The following is a 16,500-nucleotide window of genomic DNA, read 5'->3' as shown; positions in this document are numbered from 1 at the left end:
CAGAAGGCCCCCGCCTGGAGAGGATCCGGACGGGGGCATTCTGCTGGAACGGCGCCTTAGCCGCAGAGCTGGCCGAACGTGGTGCCGGCCTTCTGGTACTCCGCCTGCAGTTCCTGGAGCTTCGCGGTGTCCGGGTGCTCCTTGGCGGACTCGTCCGTGAAGTCCAGGATGGCCTGCAGCACCGGCTGCATTTCGTCCGAGGACACAGCTTCGATCGGACGGATCTGGTTGCCGAGCCGGATCATTCCGTACTTGTCCGAGCCGCCCGTGGGGCTGGAAACGACGTTCTTGACCCGGTCGCAGGTTTCCGCGGTGGTCAGCTTCGTCGCGGAGCAGGCGGAGGCGGAGACGAGGAGCCCGGCAGCGAGCAGGACAGTGGTGAGTTTCTTCATGATTCCCTCAATAGTCGACTAGCTCGATTCTAATCAGAACGTCACCGCCTTGGCCTCCGCGACCCCGGCGGAGCGGCCGGGATCCCTTGGCACGCGCACTACTGCGGGTGGCTGTGATGAGTCTCACGGGCCAATGGACGTCATTTCGCTTGTGACGTTAGTACGCCGCTGTGCATCATGGGAAGACCATTTCCTGGCTCTGCACTGGCGCGGGGCCATGGCCGAATATGAATGAAGGTACCGAATAATGACGTTCGAAACCACGCACTCTGTCACGCTCAAAATCTGGGATCGCTCAGCCGTTGACCACACTCTCGACGCCGTCGTGAATGACATTTCGGCACGGGCCAACGCTCCCAAGCACCACATCGCGGTCACCTGCAGCGGACCCAACACGTACACGGTCAGCCTGAACCGCAACGCACCGAAGGCGCCCACGTTCGAGGACGTCACGCACTAAAAAACGCAAAGAGGACGACGCCGGGAGGTTCCCGCCGTCGTCTTCTTGCGTTAAGCAGGCACTTTAGACCGGCGCGCTCACGTCGCCGAGCTCGCGGTTGACGGTGGGCATGATCTCGGTGGCGAGGAGCTCGATGGACTTGGCGGTCTCCGCGAACGGCAGGCCACCGAGGCCGATCTGCGCCATGTAGCGGCTGTTGCCGAGGGTTTGGTGGATTTCGAGGAGCTTCTCGATGACCTGCTGCGGGCTTCCTACCAGCAGTCCGCCGCCCGGCTCGGCCCAGTCATCAAAGGTGGAACGTGGGAAGTGCTCGACCGCGCGCGGCATGTTCTGCTCGAAGTAGGCCCGGTAGTGCGGGTAGAACATGTCCCGCGCCTGCTGGGAGGTGCGCGCCGCGTAGAAGTGTCCGCCCACGCCAACAGCTAGGGCCGCGGCATCATGGCCAGCTTCCTCGGCACTCTGGCGGTACAGCTCGGCGAGACGGCGGAACCGCGCCGGGCCGGAGAGCAGCGCGATGAACAGGGGAAGGCCCAGCCTTCCGGCGCGGGCGAAGCTCGCAGGCGTCCCGCCGACACCAACCCAGACGGGGAGCTTTTCCTGCACGGGCCGGGGTGCGATGTCCATGCCCGGAACGTCTTGGGTCAGTTCCCCCTGCCAGTCCAGCACGGCGTTGTCGCGCAGTTCGAGGAGCATCCGCAGCTTCTCCTCGAACAGACCGTCATAGTCCGCAGTGTCGTGGCCGAACAGCGGATAGGACTCGATGAATGCCCCGCGGCCGGCGATGATTTCGGCCCGCCCGTCGGAGATCAGGTCCAGCGTGGCGAACTGCTCAAAGAGCCGCACGGGATCCTGCGTGGACAGGACCGTGACGGCGGTGCTGAGCCGCAGCTTGGTGGTCTCGCGGGCGATGGCTGCCAGCACGATTTCCGGGGCGGAGAGGGCGAAGTCCCGCCGGTGGTGCTCGCCCAGGCCCAGGAAGCCGAGGCCCGCCTGGTCCGCCAGTTTGGCGAGCTCGATGATCTCCTTGAGCCGCTGCCGGGGTGACAGCGCGCTGCCCGTGGTGATGTTGCGGGATAGTTCGCCGAAGGTGAAGATGCCAAAGTCCATGATTGCTTGAACATTCAAGCTTTGGTATTCATTCCCGCGGTGGGCAACGCCGGCAGGCAGCACACGGCAGAGAACGACGGCGGGAGGTTCCCGCCGTCGTCCTCTGCTGTTAAGTGGCGCCCGGCACTAGCGCTACCCGGCCAGGAGCGCGTCGATCTGGCCGGCCGCCTCCCGCATTCCTTCTTCCATGCCCATGTCGACCATTTTCTCCATCTGCTCTTCGGACTCGAAGTCGGACTGGATGGTCATCCGGGTGCGGCCGCCGAGATCGTCGAGGGTGACCGTGGCGTGAGTGGTGCCCATTTCCTCGACGCGGTCGCCGTCCTCGTCTGCGAAACCGTCGTCGAACTGCAGCTGCGTGGGGGCCTGGATGGCGGTGAAATCCCACCAGCCCCCGGCCTTCTCGCCCTCGGGGCCGGTCATGTAGTAGCTGGCCTTGCCTCCGGGCTGGAAGTCGAAGTCGTCAAAGGTGGCCGGCCAGGTGGGCGGTCCCCACCAGCGCTCGAGCTGGCGCGGGTCTTCCCAGATCTGCCAGACGCGCTCCACGCCGGCGTCGAACTCGGCGATCAGGGTGAAGCTCAGCGCCTCGGGATTCTTGGTGGAACTGATGACAGTCATTTCGGAACCTTTCCTATGCTTCAGCCAGAATGTCCGCGATCCGCTCGACGCGTTGCCGCCAGATCGCCTCGTACTCGTCAAGCAGCCGGCGGGCTTTCTGCAGTCCTTCGTGGTTTCCCCGCACAATCTGCTCCCTTCCGCGCTTCTCCTTGGTGACCAGGGAAGCCCGTTCCAGCACCGCCACATGCTTCTGGACGGCGGCGAAACTCATGGCGTAGAGCGCGGCGAGGCCGGATACCGAATACTCGCCCACCGTCACCCGACGCACGATATCACGGCGGGTAGCATCCGCGAAGGCCTGGAAAAGACGGTCGGCTTCTGCCTCACTGAGCTGATCTACAACCATTTGGTTGTACGATATGTCCGCGGGCAGGGGATGTCAATGGCTTCAACCAGGCGGCGGCTCCGGGCACGTTGTCCCGCGTGTTCAGTTGAGAATGGGGAACCTGGCCAGGGCTTGCTTGAGTTGCATCGCATCCCATGGAAGGTGCTCACAGATGCTCAGGCCAACCACCTCAGTCGCTCCAGTGACATCGGCGATAAGCCGGGTAACCTGCGAGAACTCCATCTCGCCGCCACGGTGCTGCCCATCCGGGCCGGATTCCAGACCTGGCTTGGCGAACATCACGGAACGGAACTGGGCGGGTGCGATCACGTCAAGGTCCAGATGAATAGCCAGGCGCTTGATACCGTTCTCCCGGACCCAGTCCAACACCGGAGAGCTGTCGACCACCAGAGATTCCGGGGTGGCATTTTTCAGGCCCAGCCTGTCGATTACCGCAGATTCAGCTGGTGAGAGGATCTCCTCCCGTAGCCCTGCATACATGACCTTTTTGGGGTTGAAGGTCCGGGCCACCTCCCTGCTGAAATCCCGATCCCCCTCCCCCAGCAGATTGCCCAGGACCATGGCGTGCGCATTCGGGGTATCGGCTGTCGTCTTGACGTCGGAGTGGGCATCGATCCACAGGATGCCCAGCCCGCCGCCGTACTTCTCATTCAGGTACGCGAATGGTGCTTGGGCCGCGAGGCAGTCCCCGCCCAGAACCGCTATTCTGTCGGGGCGCTCCCGATCGATCAGCTCCCGGGCGGTCCTCAGTTGGCGAAGCAGCGCAGAGCGGTACAGCATGCCGTCGTCGAGAGTGCCGTCTTGGCGGAACTCTTCGACCGGCACCCGAACCACGGGATCCTCCGTGAGTGGCGCCAGCCAAGCGAGCAGCTCTGATCCGAGTACATACAGCTCGTTGTTTCCACCTTGCCACTGCGGCAATACAAGCCTCATCGTTTTTGACGTGCTCACGTGGTCACTCCTTGGGGGCTAGACGTATGCCCGCTCGTATTGCGCAGGCTTGTAGGGCAACTCATAGCGGAGCTCATCGGCAGCCCGGATCGTGAAATTGGGATCACGCAGGGATTCGCGCCCTACGAGCACGACGTCCGCCTGGCCGGTGGCAACGATCTGTTCGGCCTGGTAGGGCTGGTCAATCATTCCGACCGCCGCCACGGGAACACCCGTATTGCTCCTGATGCGTTCAGCAAAGGGCAGTTGGTAGCCCGGACCGACCGGGATGGCAGCGTTGGCCACATTGCCTCCGGTGGAGACGTCGATCATGTCCACGCCGCGGTCCTTGAGCCAGAGGACGATCTGTTCCGTGTCATCGGGGGTGAGCCCGCCCTCCGTCCAGTCAGTCGCCGAGAGGCGCACGATCACTGGAACCGCTTCCCCAACCTCGGCACGGACGGCATCAACAACCTCCAAGAGAAGGCGCGCACGGTTTCCCAGGGAGCCTCCGTAGCCATCCTGCCGGTGGTTGCTCAAGGGCGAAAGGAACTGGTGAAGCAGGTATCCGTGTGCCCCATGAAGCTCAAGCACGTCAAACCCGGCATCGACCGCACGGCGGGCAGAAGAAGCAAAGGCCTCGACAATGAACCGGATGCCTTCAAGGTCAAGCTCAACGGGGACAGCGAGCCCTGGGAACGCAATCGGCGACGCGCCCAGCGGAGTCCAGCCTCCATGCTCCCGCGGAACAGTCCCCGCCTTGCGCTCACCCCAGCCGCGCCAGGTCGAGCCCTTGCGGCCGGCGTGCGCAAGCTGGATCGCGGCCACGGCCCCCTGCGAATGAATAAGGTCCGTGACGCGGCGAAACACATCGCGCTGCTCATCATTCCAAAGACCAAGATCCTGCGGGCTGATCCGCCCCTCCGGGACGACACCTGTGGCTTCAACAATGACGGCACCTGCGCCACCGCGCGCCAACGAGCCAAGGTGCATGAGGTGCCAGTCCGTCGGGACACCATCCTGGGCGTCAACAGCAAACGTGCACATCGGCGGGACCCAGATCCGGTTGCGGATCTCCACTCCACGAAGGCGGAATGGCTCAAACAAAGCGTGTGACACAAGTACTCCTCAGCGCGGCAATCTCTTTCACGGCAAGCATAGTACGGTCACAAACGTACTACGAAATGCGTCGTAGTACCGTTCGAATGAGAGAATGGTGGGGTGCGCATCCTGACCCACCCCTCCCGAGACGGCCTCCAAATAGACACCGTCCTTGCGGCGCTGGCCGATCCGGTCCGGCTCATGATCGTGAAGCAGCTCGCGAATGCGGACGCAGCGCAGGCCTGCGTGTCCTTTGACCTTCCGGTGAGCAAGTCGACTTCCACCCACCATTTCCGCGTCCTGCGTGAGGCGGGCCTGATCGAGCAGCAGTACTGCGGAACGTCGATCAACAGCACGCTCCGCCGCGAGGACCTGGACCGACGCTTTCCCGGCCTCCTCCAGGCCGTCCTCAACGCGAGCTAAAAACGCGAGTTCAGGGGAGCGGCAGCTGGGACGCGAGGCACTTCACGCAAGCGGACGACGGCGGGAGGTTTCGCCGTCGTCCGTGTTCAATTCGGCATCGACGTCACCAGCAGATTGACGTCCCATGAGGACAGTAATTGTCCGCAAGGCCCGGTATCGTCGAGCCCATGGAAATCGACGGCGCTGACATCCGACCCTTCCGCATCCAGATCCCGCAAGCCGAGCTGACCGCACTGAATGACCGGCTGGCCAACACCCGCTGGCCCGATGAACTGCCCGGCGTCGGCTGGGCCTACGGCGTCCCCATCAGCTACCTGAAGGGGCTGGCCGAGTACTGGCGGACCTCCTACGACTGGCGCAAGTACGAGGCGAAGCTCAACAACTTCCCGCAGTTCACCACCACCATCGACGGACAGAACATTCACTTCATGCACGTGCGTTCCCCCGAGCCGGACGCGCTGCCGCTCATCATTACCCACGGCTGGCCTGGCTCGATCGTTGAGTTCATGGACATCATCGGACCGCTCACGGATCCCCGCGCCCATGGCGGCGACCCCGCCGACGCGTTCCACGTCGTCGCACCGTCCATGCCCGGGTTCGGGTTCTCCGGGCCGACCCGGGAGACAGGCTGGGACATGGCCCGGATCGCCCGCGCCTGGGCGGTGCTGATGGGCCGGCTCGGCTACGAGAGGTACGGCGCCCAAGGTGGCGACACCGGTTCGGTGATCTCACCGATGCTGGGCCGCATCGACTCCGAACACGTTGTGGGCGTCCACGTCAACGGCAGCCTGGGGTTCCCCTCGGGAGATCCGGCAGAGCTGGCCGGTCTGAGCGACGCCGAGCAGGCGCGCCTCGCAGGCATGCAATGGCAGATGCAGGATGGCACGGGCTACGCGATTATCCAATCCACGCGGCCCCAGACGCTCGGCGTCGGGCTCTCCGACTCGCCCGCAGGGCAGCTCGCCTGGATCGTCGAAAAATTCAAGGAATGGACCGATCCCGCCGCCGAACTGCCCGAGGACGCCGTTGATCGCGACTTGATGCTCACCAACGTCAGCGTGTACTGGCTCACCGGCACGGCCACGTCGGCGGCGCGGCTCTACAAGGAGGGCCAGGCCAGCTGGGGGCAGCAGGAACAACGGTCCGAGGTGCCCTCCGGGGTGGCGGTGTTCCCCGGCGACTTCGGGATCCGCAGCATTGCCGAGCGCGACAACAACGTCATCCACTGGTCGGAATTCGAGCGCGGCGGCCACTTTCCGGCCATGGAGGTCCCCGATCTCCTAGTGGACGATGTGCGCACCTTCTTCCGCGGCCTCCGCTAATCTGCGAGTAGCTTGCGTCAGCGGGGTGCTTTGGCCGCGATGAACTGCCGGATCCATTCGATGGTCTCCGGATGGTCCAGATGGAGGCCGTGGCCGGCGCCGGGAACCTTGACCAGCGTGGATCGGCGGATGTGCCGGTGGAGTTCGACGGCGTTGGGCAGGGGTGTCAGCGCGTCGTCGGTGCCGTGGAGGATGAGGGTGGGCGACTGGATGGAGCCGAGCTCGCCCCACGCGTCGTGATCGCGGCTCGCCCGGAAATGGCGTGCCTTGGCCCAGGCGGAGGCCCGTGAGTTGAAGAAGGTGCGTACTGCGTCAGGGTGGTTCAGTGCCCATTCCGGGTCAAAGAACAGGGGTTCCAGCCGCGCGGCATCGCCGCTGACCAGCGCTTCCATGGCGGCCTGGGTGGGCCCGGCCCTGGAGAGTTTCCCGCCGCTCGTTGCGGCGAGGATCAGCGCGCGCACCCTGTGCGGATGGTCGATGGCCAGCCATTGGGCGATTCTTCCTCCCATGGAATGGCCGTACACATGGGCCGCATCGACGTTCGCGGCGTCCAAGACGGCGGCCGCATCGGCGGCGAGCAGCCTCGTGCTGTAGCGCCCGGCATCGCCGTCGCCGCTGGCGCCGATCCCCCGGTGATCAAAGCGGATGACGCGGTGATAGCGGGACAAGGCTTCCGCCGTCGGGCCCCAACCGTCCATGGCCGTTGCCTGGCCGGCGATCAGGAGCAGGGGCTCGCCCTCGCCTTCTTCGGCCCAAGCGAGCTCGGCGCCGTCGGGGGCCAGGGCAATCTTCACCGTGACACTCTATCTTTCCCGGTGGCGTTCAGGCTGTAGCGCGCCAGGCCTGGACCATCCAACGCCAACAAACGCCGCCGCCGTCGTCCGCTTGCTGTCTCGATTAATCGCCGCCGGCGCTTTGCTGTGCGCAGGCGATGAAGTGCCGGGTGATGGGCTCCGGCTCGCCGGCCCGGCTGACCAGGGACAGCTCCACCAGGTCCACGCGCTCGGAGAGTTCGCGGGCCACGGAACCGTGCTGGGCCACGCCGATGGACGAGTTCGGCGCCAGGGTGACGCCCAGTCCGCAGCCCACCATAGCCAGCTGCGACTGGATCGAGTTGGCGAAGTGCTTGGCCTGCGGGCTGAACCCGGCCCGGCGGCAGGCGGCCACCATCTCGTCGTGGTAGTCGGGCGAAATGGCGCGGGGCAGCCACACCCAGCTGTCATCCCGGAACCGGGCCAGATCCACCGCCCCCTGTTCGCCCGCCAGGGGATGCGAGGCGGGGAGGGCGATGACGAAGCGGTCCCGGTGCAAGGGCACCGAGCTGAGCCCGCGTTCAGATCCCGACTGCCGGATGATCGCAACGTCCAGCTCGCGCCGCAGCAGCCGGTCCCGGCCATGGTGCGTATCGATTTCCGAGACCTGCAGCTCGACGTCGGGCCAGTCGTTCCGGAAGCGCTCCAGCACCTCCGGCAGCACCCGGTCAAAGGCCGAGGTCACCGAACCGATCCGCAGCGTGCCCGCCATGCCGGACTTGGCCCGGGCGGCTACCTCCGCGGCCCGCTCGGAGGCCTGCACCAGCAGCCGGCATTCATCCAGGAACAGCTTTCCGGCGTCCGTCAGCAGCACCGAGCGGCTGGACCGGGTCAGCAGTTCCGTTCCGAGCTGGCGTTCAAGCTGCAGGATGGCCTGGCTCAGCGGCGGCTGTGACATGTTGAGCCGCTCGGCTGCGCGCCCAAAGTGCAGTTCTTCCGCGACGGCAGCGAAGTATCTTGCTTGGCGCACCTCGATCATTGAGTCGCTATTCCTCTTCCAGCTATATAGAACCAGACCTTCACTATATCGATCGGCGCCTGTCTACTGGAAGCATGACTTCGCAAACAGCTCTTCTGGAACACTACGCAGCCCTGGATTCGGCAGCCGTGTCGGACGCCCTTGACGCGCTCGGCCTTCCTCCGGGCCAGGCAGGCTTCCTGCCGGTGTGGGGCACGCCGAAGATCGTCGGTTTCGCCGTGACCGTCCAGCTCGAGCCCTATGTCCCAAGCCCGTCCGGCGCCCACATCGGAGCGACCGCCGTGGCCGGCGCCGATGAGACCAACGTGATCGTCGTGGCCAACGATGGCCGCACGGACGTGTCCTGCTGGGGCGGACTGCTCAGCCTGGGCGCCTCCCTGAACGGCGTCCTCGGCGTCGTTGCCGACGGCGCGTGCCGGGACGTCCACGAGGCCCGGGACATCGGCTTTCCCGTCTTCGCCAAGGGCCGCATTCCCGCCACCGCCCGCGGCCGGCTGCAGCAGCGCTCCACCGGCGAACCCGTCCGGCTCGGCGGGGTGACCGTCACCCCCGGCGACCTGGTCCTGGCAGACGAGACCGGCGTCGCGGTTGTCCCCCACAGCCACCTCGAAGAGGTGCTGGAACGCGCACAAGGCGTGGCCGCACGCGAGCAAGCAATCGCCGCCGAGCTGCGAGCCGGCGTCGCGCTTCACGAAGCCATGCGCGACACGCGCCTGGCAGGAACCCCCGAAACCGGAACCCCCGAATCCGGAATCACAGAGGAACACTGATGAACACCACCACCGAAGCCAGCGTCATCGACCGCCTGGCAGCTCTGCCCACCGCATCCATTTCGGACGCCATGGACTCCCTTGGCCTCCACGGCACGCTCCACGGCCTGGCCGGCCTGACGTACGATTTCCGGGCCACCGGACCGGCCTTCACCGTCCAATACGCACCGGCCGGCAAGTCCCGCGGCAGCGTGGGCGACTTCCTGGACGACGTCCCGCCGGGCGCCGTGATCGTCATCGACAACGACGGACGCACCGACGTCACGGTCTGGGGCGGCATCATGACCGCGGTCGCCGCCGAGCACGGCATCGCCGGAACCGTCATCAACGGCGTCTGCCGGGACATCTCCACGTCCCTGCAGCAGAACTACCCGCTCTTCAGCCGCGGCAGGTTCATGCGCACCGGCAAGGACCGCGTCCAGCTCGTGGCCGTCCAAACCGAAGTCACCATCAACGACGTCCGCATCTCGCCGTCGGACATCATCTGCGCCGACGCCGACGGCGCCCTGGCCGTGCCGCAGGCCCGCGCCGCCGAGATCGCAGGGATCGCCGAAAGGATCGAGGACACCGAGGCCCGCATCGTCGCCTCCGTCAAGAGCGGCGCCACCCTGGTCCAGGCCCGCAAGGACCTCGGCTACCACGACCTTCAGTGGAGGAACAAGTGAACAACGCAGCCCGGGGACATTCCTCGGCCACCCTGTACGAAGCATCCAAACTGCCCTGCGCCTGCGATCCAGGGCTGAAGCCGGCATGGCGCGGCGCCAAGGTGGCCGGGCCTGCCTTCACCGTCCGGGGCGTGGGCGGGGACAACCTCGCCCTGCACCACGCGGTCCTGAAAGCACCGGCGGGCAGCGTCCTGGTGGTTGACATGCAGGGCGCCGAGCACGGCCACTGGGGCGAAATCCTCGCCGCCGCGGCCCAGCACCGTGGCATCGCCGGACTGGTGATCGACGGCGGCGTCCGCGACAGCGACGAAATGGCCCAGATGGACTTCCCCGTCTTCTCCCGCAGCATCACCGTGGTCGGCACCGCCAAGGACTACGCGGGCGACTTCTCCTCCCCGGTGCGCGTGGGCGGCCTGACCGTCCGCAGCGGCGACTTGGTGGTGGGCGACTCCGACGGCGTCGTGGTCCTTCCCCGCGACGCAGCGGACACGGTCCTGGACAAAGCCGATGAGCGGGTGGCCGACGAGCAGCGCTTCCTCGCCGAGATCAGCACCGGCAAAACCACCCTCGAGATCTACTCGCTCTGATCGGAAGAAGTATCTTGAACACCATCACTGCTAACGCAAACCTGGGCGCCGCCGAGCGCATCGCGGCATCCAGCCGCCGCCCCGCCACCTTGGGCGCGGCGGCCCCCGGTGCCATCTCGCTCGCCATGGGAGAGCCCGACGCCGGCACCCCCACCGCGGTTGTCGAGGCCGCCGTCCGTTCCCTGGTTGAGGGACGGACGCGGTACTCCCCCATGACCGGCGCGCCCGCGCTGCGGGAAGCCCTTGCCGAAAAGATCGCCGCGGAGCATGCCCGGCCCACGACGCCACGGGAGGTGGTCCTGACCCACGGCGGCAGCGCCGGCCTCGCGGCGTCGATGCTGGCGCTGGTGGGGCCCGGCGAGCGCGTGTTGATCCCCGAACCGACGTATTCGCTCTACGCGGACCACGCGGCCATGGTCGGAGCGGACGTAGTGTGGGTCGCCGCCAATCCGGACGGCTCGCTGGACCTGGACACCCTGCGCCGGGAAGCCCCGACGGCGCGCATGGTCATCCTGTGCAACCCGGGCAACCCCACCGGCCGCGTGTATTCGGCCGCTGATCTTGCCGGGGTTGGCGCCCTTCTGGCAGAGAATCCAGACCTGTTGCTCCTCTCCGACGAGGCCTACGGGAGCATCGTCTTTGACGGACTGGAGCTGGTGTCAGCCCTGGACCTTGCCGGTGTTTCCGGCCAGGTGGTCTACTGCAGCACGTTCTCCAAGACCTATGCCATGACCGGATGGCGGCTTGGGTACGTGGTGGCCTCCGGCCCGGTTGCCGACAAGATCAACCTGATCCACCGCACCATCAACGGCCCACTGAACACCTTCGTCCAGGACGCGGCGCTGACGGCGTTGGGGACGCCCGACGCCGATCTTCGCGCCGCGACGGCCTCCTATCAGGAGCGCCGCGATCTGGTTCTGGAGGCACTCAAGGGGATTCCCGGCGTCGAGGTCCTTGCACCGCAGGGAGCCTTCTACGCGTTCCCGCGCATCGAGTCGCGGCTATCCTCAGACGAGATGGCGGCCCGCTTTGCCCAGGCCGGAGTGGCGGTCCGCTCCGGCAGCGAGTTTGGCCCTTCCGGTGAAGGCCATGTGCGGCTCTCGTTCGCCACCGACCATGCCAGCCTGAAGGAAGGGCTGCGCCGCTTCGAAACAGCAGTAAGGGACTTCCTGTGACCGCGAACAAGCTCGAATCGTTCAGGCTCCCGGTCACCATCGGGGGCACCGACCTCGAGATTGCGGGCATGTACCGCGCCGGCACGGGCATCCCGTTGGTGTTCCTACACGGCTTCGGGTCCACCAAGGAGGACTACGCAGACGTCATCCAACAGGAAGCCCTCGCCGACCGTCCTGTACTGGCGTACGACGCACCGGGGTGCGGGGCCACCACCTGCTCCGACCTTGGTGCCATTTCGGTGCCGTTCCTGGTGTCCGTGGCCCTTGAAGTCCTGCGGTCCAAGAACATCGGCCGGTTCCACCTCGTGGGACACTCCATGGGCGGGCTGACCGCGCTGCTGCTGGCCGACCAGGACCCGTCACGTGTGGTCAGTTTCATCGACATCGAGGGAAACGTGGCACCCGAAGACTGCTTCCTCAGCCGGCAGATCATCAGCCACCCGCACCCGGACCCCGAGGACTTCTTCAGGGACTTCCAGGACCGCGTATGGAAATCCCGGTACTTCTCCAGCAGCCTCTACGCGGCAAGCCTGCCCCACAAGGTGCGGGCCGGTGCCGTCAGGCCCATCTTTGAATCCATGGTGGAGCTGTCCGACAACGGAAACCTCCTGGACCGCTTCCTCGCCCTTCCGTTCCCCCGGATGTACATGTACGGCGCGCAGAACAACACGCTGTCCTACCTGGATCTCCTGACAAAAAAGGGTGTGGAGCTGGCCGAGATATCGCACAGCGCGCACTTCCCCATGTACTCCAACGCTCCGGAAATGTGGTCACGGATAACCTCGTTCGTCCAGGGCAGCGAGAGGGCGTGAAGCGACGAGGAGCACTGCCGACGACGGCGGGGCGTCCCGCCGTCGTCAGCTCTTTTTCGGCTTGGGGCTCTTGGGCGCCTTGGGTGGCAGCGTTGCAACGTGGTCCAGCGCCCGGGCCGCCCACGACTCGATCTTCGCGGCCGGGTCCTGAACGGGCAGCCCGACGTAGCCGGCCATGGGCCGTCCAGCCGGGCCGAAGGGCAGCGTCTCGCTGCTGGCCGTCAGCTCTTCGCGGTCCGCATCCGAGAGGCGCAGTCCGACGGTCGAGCCGAACAGCCCGGCGAACATGTTCCCGTTGACGAAGGCGCCCAGGTTCCCGAACATCGCTTTGATCTCGACACCCGGCAGCCCTGCCAGCAGCGTCTTGAACTGCTCCTTGTCAGCTTCGGTGGGCTTTGCGATTTCCATGGAGGCGCCTTCCGCTCGGGGCCTCCATTATCACCCCCGCGGCTTGGCGTGTCGCAGGAAAACCTCACCACGGCGGCCAAGTTGCTGGCACACTGGGCCAATGAAAGAGGCGCATTTTCCCTCCCGACGGCCAGGGCTCCGGGCCGCCATGTTTGTCGATTTCGACAACGTCTACCTGGGCCTTCAGGCCCTGGATCCACTGGCGGCCAAGCGGTTCGCGGAAGACCCCAAGCACTGGGCTGATGCACTGTCCGCCGGCGGGCCCGGTGAGAGCTCCCGCCGGTTCCTTATCCGCAACTGCTACCTGAACCCGGTGGTGTTCTCGAAGTACCGGACGTACTGGACGCGGGCCGGTTTTCGTGTGATCGACTGCCCGTCGCTGACGCAACGCGGAAAGAGCAGCACCGACATCAACCTGGTGCTGGATGCGATGGACACACTGTCCGGCAGCGCCGGCATCGACGAGTTCTTCATCGCGTCGGCCGACGCGGACTTCACCTCACTCATCCAGCGTTTCCGGGCCGCTGACAAGATGACCACGGTCATCGCCGCCGGCGCCGTAGCCTTCGCGTACCGCGAGATGGCGGACAACGTGGTGGAGTCCCACGACTTTGTGGCAATCCTCAACGGCACCACGGTGGAGCCGATCCACGCGGTGGCGTCCGTTCAGCCGTCGCAGGCAGGGGGCGCTGTGAAGGCGAAGGCTGTGTCCGCCGCGGTCAAGGAGGTTTGCGACTTTGTCCGTGCTGCCCCCGGCCCGGTTGTCGGGGCAATGGTGGCCCACCGGGCACTCACGGCAGATCCGTCCCTGAAGACGGACTGGGGCGGCTGCGGCAAGTTCGGGACCTGGGTGGCCCAGATCGGCCACGGCGTTGAATACTCGGCAACGCGTGGCGGCTGGGTCTGGGATGCGCAGAGGTTTTCCAGCGACGACCTGCCCGCCGAAACCGGCACCGAATCCGGCATCGAGGAACGGGTCGCCAGGGTCACGGATGTTCCTGCGCTTTCCGCCGCCCAGTTCCGGCAACTGTTCACGGCCATGGCGGCGAGGCTTCGCGAGCAGCCGGTCAACCGCAATGAGCTGGCAAAGCTTGTCAGGGATGACTGTGTCACCGCCGGTCAGCCGGTGTCCCGCAACGCCGTGAACTTTGTCATTCAGGGCCTGGGATACGTCGATTTCCAGCTCACCGACACGTCAACGGCGGAAGAGCTGGCGGCCGCCTGGACCCACGACGTGGAGGAGCTGTGCCGGGTGGCCTTGATGGAGTTCGACGACGCCGAGCGGCTGGCCCTGCGGCGCTGGGCCAGCGGCGGCTTCGTCGATGCCTGACGGCCGACGACGGCGGGAGGTCCCGCCGTCGGGCGCTTTCCGGTTTGCTCAGGCAGTCTTGCCGCGGTGCTCGCCCGCTGCGATCTCTTCCAGCAGTTTGGCGTTGAAGGCAGGCAGGTCGCGCGGATTGCGGCTGGTCACGAGGCCATGGTCAACCACCACTTCTTCATCGCTCCAGTTGGCGCCCGCGTTCTTCAGATCCGTCTGGAGTGTGCGGTAGGACGTGAGGTTCCGGCCGCGGACCACTCCGGCATCGATGAGGAGCCAGGGGCCGTGACAGATGGCTGCCACCGGCTTGTGCTGTTCAAAGAAGCTCCGAGCAAAGGCCTGGGCGTCCTTGTCCACGCGAAGGTGGTCTGCATTGACAACGCCACCGGGGAGTACCAGGGCGTGAAAGTCGGCGGCGTCGGCCTCCGCCGCCGTCATGTCGATGTGAAAGGTCTCGCCCTTCTCGGTGCCCTTGTAACCCTGAAGCGTTCCGCTTCTGGGGGCCACAAGGGTAGGTTCTCCGCCGGCATCCTTGACGGCGTTCCATGGGCTTGTCAGCTCCACTTGTTCCACACCGTCGGTCAGCAGGAAAGCAACCTTCTTGCCTGCAATATTGTGCCCTGACATGTGTCCTCCTTGGCCTGGCAGCAGGTACTGCACAAACCAGTCCCTGGCCAGAATCGCCGCCTTCTCCAGTGTCCCAGGTTCTTCGAACAGGTGCGTGGCTCCCCGGACAAGCTCCAGTCGGCTGGGGCAGTGCATGAGGGCCTGCGCCTGGCGGTTGAGTTCGAGGACCCTGTGATCCGCACTGCCGACAATCAGGAGCGTGGGGGCGCGGACAAGGGCAAGCCTCGGGCCGGCCAGGTCCGGACGGCCTCCCCTTGAGACGACTGCGCCGATCTGCGCCTCGTGTTCGGCCGCTGCCCACAACGCGGCTCCGGCTCCGGTACTCGCTCCGAAGTATCCCACGCTGCATGAGGCCGTGTCCGGCCGGCTCCCAAGCCAGCCCGCTGCCGCGGCCAGCCGGCGGGCAAGCAGTTCGATGTCGAACACATTCGCGCGGTTGAGCTCCTCCTCGGGGCTGAGCAGGTCAAGCAGTAAGGTGCCCAGCCCTGCCCGCTGGAGCGTGGTGGCGACAAATTGGTTTCGCGGACTGTGGCGGCCGCTGCCGCTGCCGTGGGCGAACACCACCACTCCAGTAGCCGGTACGGGAAGGTTCATGTGTCCCTGGAGCCACACCCCGTCCGTTTGGATCTGCACGTCTTCATCGAGGCCAGGGTTTCCGGCGGCTGCTGAAGGCGCACGCACCAGACGCTCGGCAGCAGCGTCCAGCAGCCATACGACTTCGTCGTCGCTCGTCGGCGAGAAGTTGCGGTAGTAGTAGCCGACAGCCGTGAGTTGCCGGGGCGTGGCAAGGCACACCACCTCGTCCGGCTCCGACAGGGTGGTGAGGGTGTCGGCAGGGGCAACAGGAACGGCCAGGATCACCCTCGCAGCCCCAAGCTTTCGCGCGATGCTGCATGCCACCCGGGCAGTCGACCCGGTAGCGATCCCATCATCGACGACGACGGCGATGCGGCCGTGCAGATCCATGCGGGTCCGGCCTGCCCGGAATCGTGCCACCCGGGCATCGAGCAGGGCCCGTTCCTGTCTTTCGACAGCCAGCAGTTCTTCCTGCTTGACCTTCATGAGGGAGAGGACATACTTGTCGAGCGCGTATGTACCATCTTCCCCAATGGCTCCCATCGCGAGTTCGGGCTCAACCGGTACGCCCAGCTTGCGCACGACGATCACATCCAGCGGCGCGTCAAGGGCCGCCGCAACCTCGAACGCTACCGGAACGCCGCCCCGAGGCAGTCCCAGGACAACTGCATCCTGGGCACGCAGATGCGCCAGGCGCAGCCCCAGCTGCCGCCCCGCATCACGCCTGTCCTCAAAAATGCCCATCGCCGAGACGTTCCCATCAGGACAGCGGCCGCAGCCCCGTCCAAACCAGCGATCAGCACGGAATGAACGACGACGGCCGCCTGCTCCAACTATCTCTCTATCCCTCAGGAATCGGAACCACGCGAGGCTTTTTGCGGCAACAAAGAACGGTGATGCTGGAAATGGTCTTGAGCCGGCGTGACCCAGCAAAAAACTGACGTGCCTGGCGGCACTGCCTTTTCGACGATTTGTCCGCCGGCTCAAGGTCCGTCAAAGGGGGTGTTGAGCCAGGCGGACATGACTTCATAGGACCCTGATTCGACCAGTCCCATTACCGTTTGTCTGCCCA

Annotated in this window: 19 protein-coding genes and 1 pseudogene; 9 read left to right on the top strand and 11 right to left on the bottom strand. The window is 65.7% G+C overall.

Features of this window, described 5'->3' with window-relative positions:
- Positions 1 to 56: 56 nt before the first annotated feature.
- The gene (locus J1902_RS11645; RefSeq protein ID WP_207616418.1) at positions 57 to 392 is read right to left on the bottom strand and encodes a hypothetical protein; all 336 of its coding nucleotides are present in this window, start codon (positions 390 to 392) and stop codon (positions 57 to 59) included.
- Between the two features lie 247 nt (positions 393 to 639).
- Between J1902_RS11645 and J1902_RS11640 the strand changes: the two genes are divergently transcribed.
- Positions 640 to 852 carry a hypothetical protein gene (locus J1902_RS11640; RefSeq protein WP_207616417.1) on the top strand — a complete coding sequence of 71 codons (213 nt, stop codon included), beginning with the start codon at positions 640 to 642 and terminating at the stop codon, positions 850 to 852.
- Positions 853 to 915: 63 nt separating this feature from the next.
- Here the strand turns inward: J1902_RS11640 and J1902_RS11635 are convergent, their stop codons facing one another.
- The 5 genes from J1902_RS11635 to J1902_RS11615 form a co-directional block, all read right to left on the bottom strand.
- Positions 916 to 1,959 (bottom strand): LLM class flavin-dependent oxidoreductase, encoded by a 1,044-nt coding sequence (locus J1902_RS11635; protein ID WP_207616416.1) that lies wholly within the window; start codon positions 1,957 to 1,959, stop codon positions 916 to 918.
- A 132-nt stretch (positions 1,960 to 2,091) separates the two neighbouring features.
- Complete coding sequence (locus tag J1902_RS11630; RefSeq protein ID WP_207616415.1) at positions 2,092 to 2,577, bottom strand: SRPBCC family protein; 486 nt, start codon at positions 2,575 to 2,577, stop codon at positions 2,092 to 2,094.
- A 13-nt stretch (positions 2,578 to 2,590) separates the two neighbouring features.
- Positions 2,591 to 2,923: an ArsR/SmtB family transcription factor gene (locus tag J1902_RS11625; protein WP_207616414.1), complete on the bottom strand. Its 333-nt coding sequence runs from the start codon at positions 2,921 to 2,923 to the stop codon at positions 2,591 to 2,593.
- A gap of 81 nt (positions 2,924 to 3,004) precedes the next feature.
- Entirely contained in the window at positions 3,005 to 3,874 is an 870-nt protein-coding gene (locus tag J1902_RS11620; RefSeq protein ID WP_207616413.1) for an arginase family protein, read from the bottom strand.
- A gap of 18 nt (positions 3,875 to 3,892) precedes the next feature.
- Entirely contained in the window at positions 3,893 to 4,972 is a 1,080-nt protein-coding gene (locus tag J1902_RS11615) for an NADH:flavin oxidoreductase/NADH oxidase (protein WP_207616412.1), read from the bottom strand.
- Between the two features lie 102 nt (positions 4,973 to 5,074).
- On the opposite strand from J1902_RS11615, the gene J1902_RS11610 reads away from it, so the two are divergent.
- Positions 5,075 to 5,377, top strand: coding sequence for an ArsR/SmtB family transcription factor (locus tag J1902_RS11610; RefSeq protein WP_207616411.1), 303 nt, complete (start codon positions 5,075 to 5,077; stop codon positions 5,375 to 5,377).
- Positions 5,378 to 5,514: 137 nt separating this feature from the next.
- The gene (locus J1902_RS11605; RefSeq protein ID WP_242701920.1) at positions 5,515 to 6,699 is read left to right on the top strand and encodes an epoxide hydrolase family protein; all 1,185 of its coding nucleotides are present in this window, start codon (positions 5,515 to 5,517) and stop codon (positions 6,697 to 6,699) included.
- A 17-nt stretch (positions 6,700 to 6,716) separates the two neighbouring features.
- Here J1902_RS11605 and J1902_RS11600 read toward each other — a convergent pair whose 3' ends face one another.
- Both J1902_RS11600 and J1902_RS11595 read right to left on the bottom strand, forming a co-directional pair.
- A complete protein-coding gene (locus J1902_RS11600) occupies positions 6,717 to 7,493 on the bottom strand; it encodes an alpha/beta fold hydrolase (RefSeq protein WP_307794435.1) in 777 nt (258 codons plus the stop codon).
- A gap of 103 nt (positions 7,494 to 7,596) precedes the next feature.
- Positions 7,597 to 8,490 (bottom strand): LysR substrate-binding domain-containing protein, encoded by an 894-nt coding sequence (locus J1902_RS11595; RefSeq protein ID WP_207616410.1) that lies wholly within the window; start codon positions 8,488 to 8,490, stop codon positions 7,597 to 7,599.
- Positions 8,491 to 8,564: 74 nt separating this feature from the next.
- Here J1902_RS11595 and J1902_RS11590 point away from each other — a divergent pair, with 74 nt between their 5' ends.
- The 5 genes from J1902_RS11590 to J1902_RS11570 are packed head-to-tail and all read left to right on the top strand — an operon-like array spanning position 8,565 to position 12,499.
- Positions 8,565 to 9,260 carry an RraA family protein gene (locus J1902_RS11590; protein WP_207616409.1) on the top strand — a complete coding sequence of 232 codons (696 nt, stop codon included), beginning with the start codon at positions 8,565 to 8,567 and terminating at the stop codon, positions 9,258 to 9,260.
- Positions 9,260 to 9,925: an RraA family protein gene (locus J1902_RS11585; RefSeq protein ID WP_207616408.1), complete on the top strand. Its 666-nt coding sequence runs from the start codon at positions 9,260 to 9,262 to the stop codon at positions 9,923 to 9,925. Before J1902_RS11590 ends, J1902_RS11585 begins: the two co-directional genes overlap by 1 nt.
- Positions 9,922 to 10,512 (top strand): RraA family protein, encoded by a 591-nt coding sequence (locus tag J1902_RS11580; protein WP_207616407.1) that lies wholly within the window; start codon positions 9,922 to 9,924, stop codon positions 10,510 to 10,512. Before J1902_RS11585 ends, J1902_RS11580 begins: the two co-directional genes overlap by 4 nt.
- A 14-nt stretch (positions 10,513 to 10,526) precedes the next feature.
- The gene (locus tag J1902_RS11575) at positions 10,527 to 11,687 is read left to right on the top strand and encodes a pyridoxal phosphate-dependent aminotransferase (RefSeq protein WP_207616406.1); all 1,161 of its coding nucleotides are present in this window, start codon (positions 10,527 to 10,529) and stop codon (positions 11,685 to 11,687) included.
- Entirely contained in the window at positions 11,684 to 12,499 is an 816-nt protein-coding gene (locus J1902_RS11570) for an alpha/beta fold hydrolase (RefSeq protein ID WP_307794434.1), read from the top strand. The genes J1902_RS11575 and J1902_RS11570 overlap by 4 nt, the downstream gene beginning before the upstream one ends.
- Positions 12,500 to 12,544: 45 nt before the next feature.
- On the opposite strand, the gene J1902_RS11565 is transcribed toward J1902_RS11570, so the two are convergent.
- Positions 12,545 to 12,907 carry a TfoX/Sxy family protein gene (locus J1902_RS11565; protein WP_207616405.1) on the bottom strand — a complete coding sequence of 121 codons (363 nt, stop codon included), beginning with the start codon at positions 12,905 to 12,907 and terminating at the stop codon, positions 12,545 to 12,547.
- A 100-nt stretch (positions 12,908 to 13,007) separates the two neighbouring features.
- On the opposite strand from J1902_RS11565, the gene J1902_RS11560 reads away from it, so the two are divergent.
- The gene (locus J1902_RS11560) at positions 13,008 to 14,237 is read left to right on the top strand and encodes an NYN domain-containing protein (RefSeq protein WP_207616404.1); all 1,230 of its coding nucleotides are present in this window, start codon (positions 13,008 to 13,010) and stop codon (positions 14,235 to 14,237) included.
- A gap of 48 nt (positions 14,238 to 14,285) precedes the next feature.
- On the opposite strand, the gene J1902_RS11555 is transcribed toward J1902_RS11560, so the two are convergent.
- Together J1902_RS11555 and J1902_RS19355 are read right to left on the bottom strand one after the other, a co-directional pair.
- Positions 14,286 to 14,852: a type 1 glutamine amidotransferase domain-containing protein gene (locus J1902_RS11555; protein ID WP_207616464.1), complete on the bottom strand. Its 567-nt coding sequence runs from the start codon at positions 14,850 to 14,852 to the stop codon at positions 14,286 to 14,288.
- An 831-nt stretch (positions 14,853 to 15,683) separates the two neighbouring features.
- A pseudogene (locus J1902_RS19355) lies at positions 15,684 to 16,172 on the bottom strand (phosphoribosyltransferase); the annotation flags it as partial.
- Positions 16,173 to 16,500 lie beyond the last annotated feature (328 nt).

It is taken from the genome of Arthrobacter cavernae, from assembly GCF_017368795.1.
GTDB classification, from domain to species: domain Bacteria; phylum Actinomycetota; class Actinomycetes; order Actinomycetales; family Micrococcaceae; genus Arthrobacter; species Arthrobacter cavernae.
This window is presented reverse-complemented; position numbering and strand designations above follow the sequence as displayed.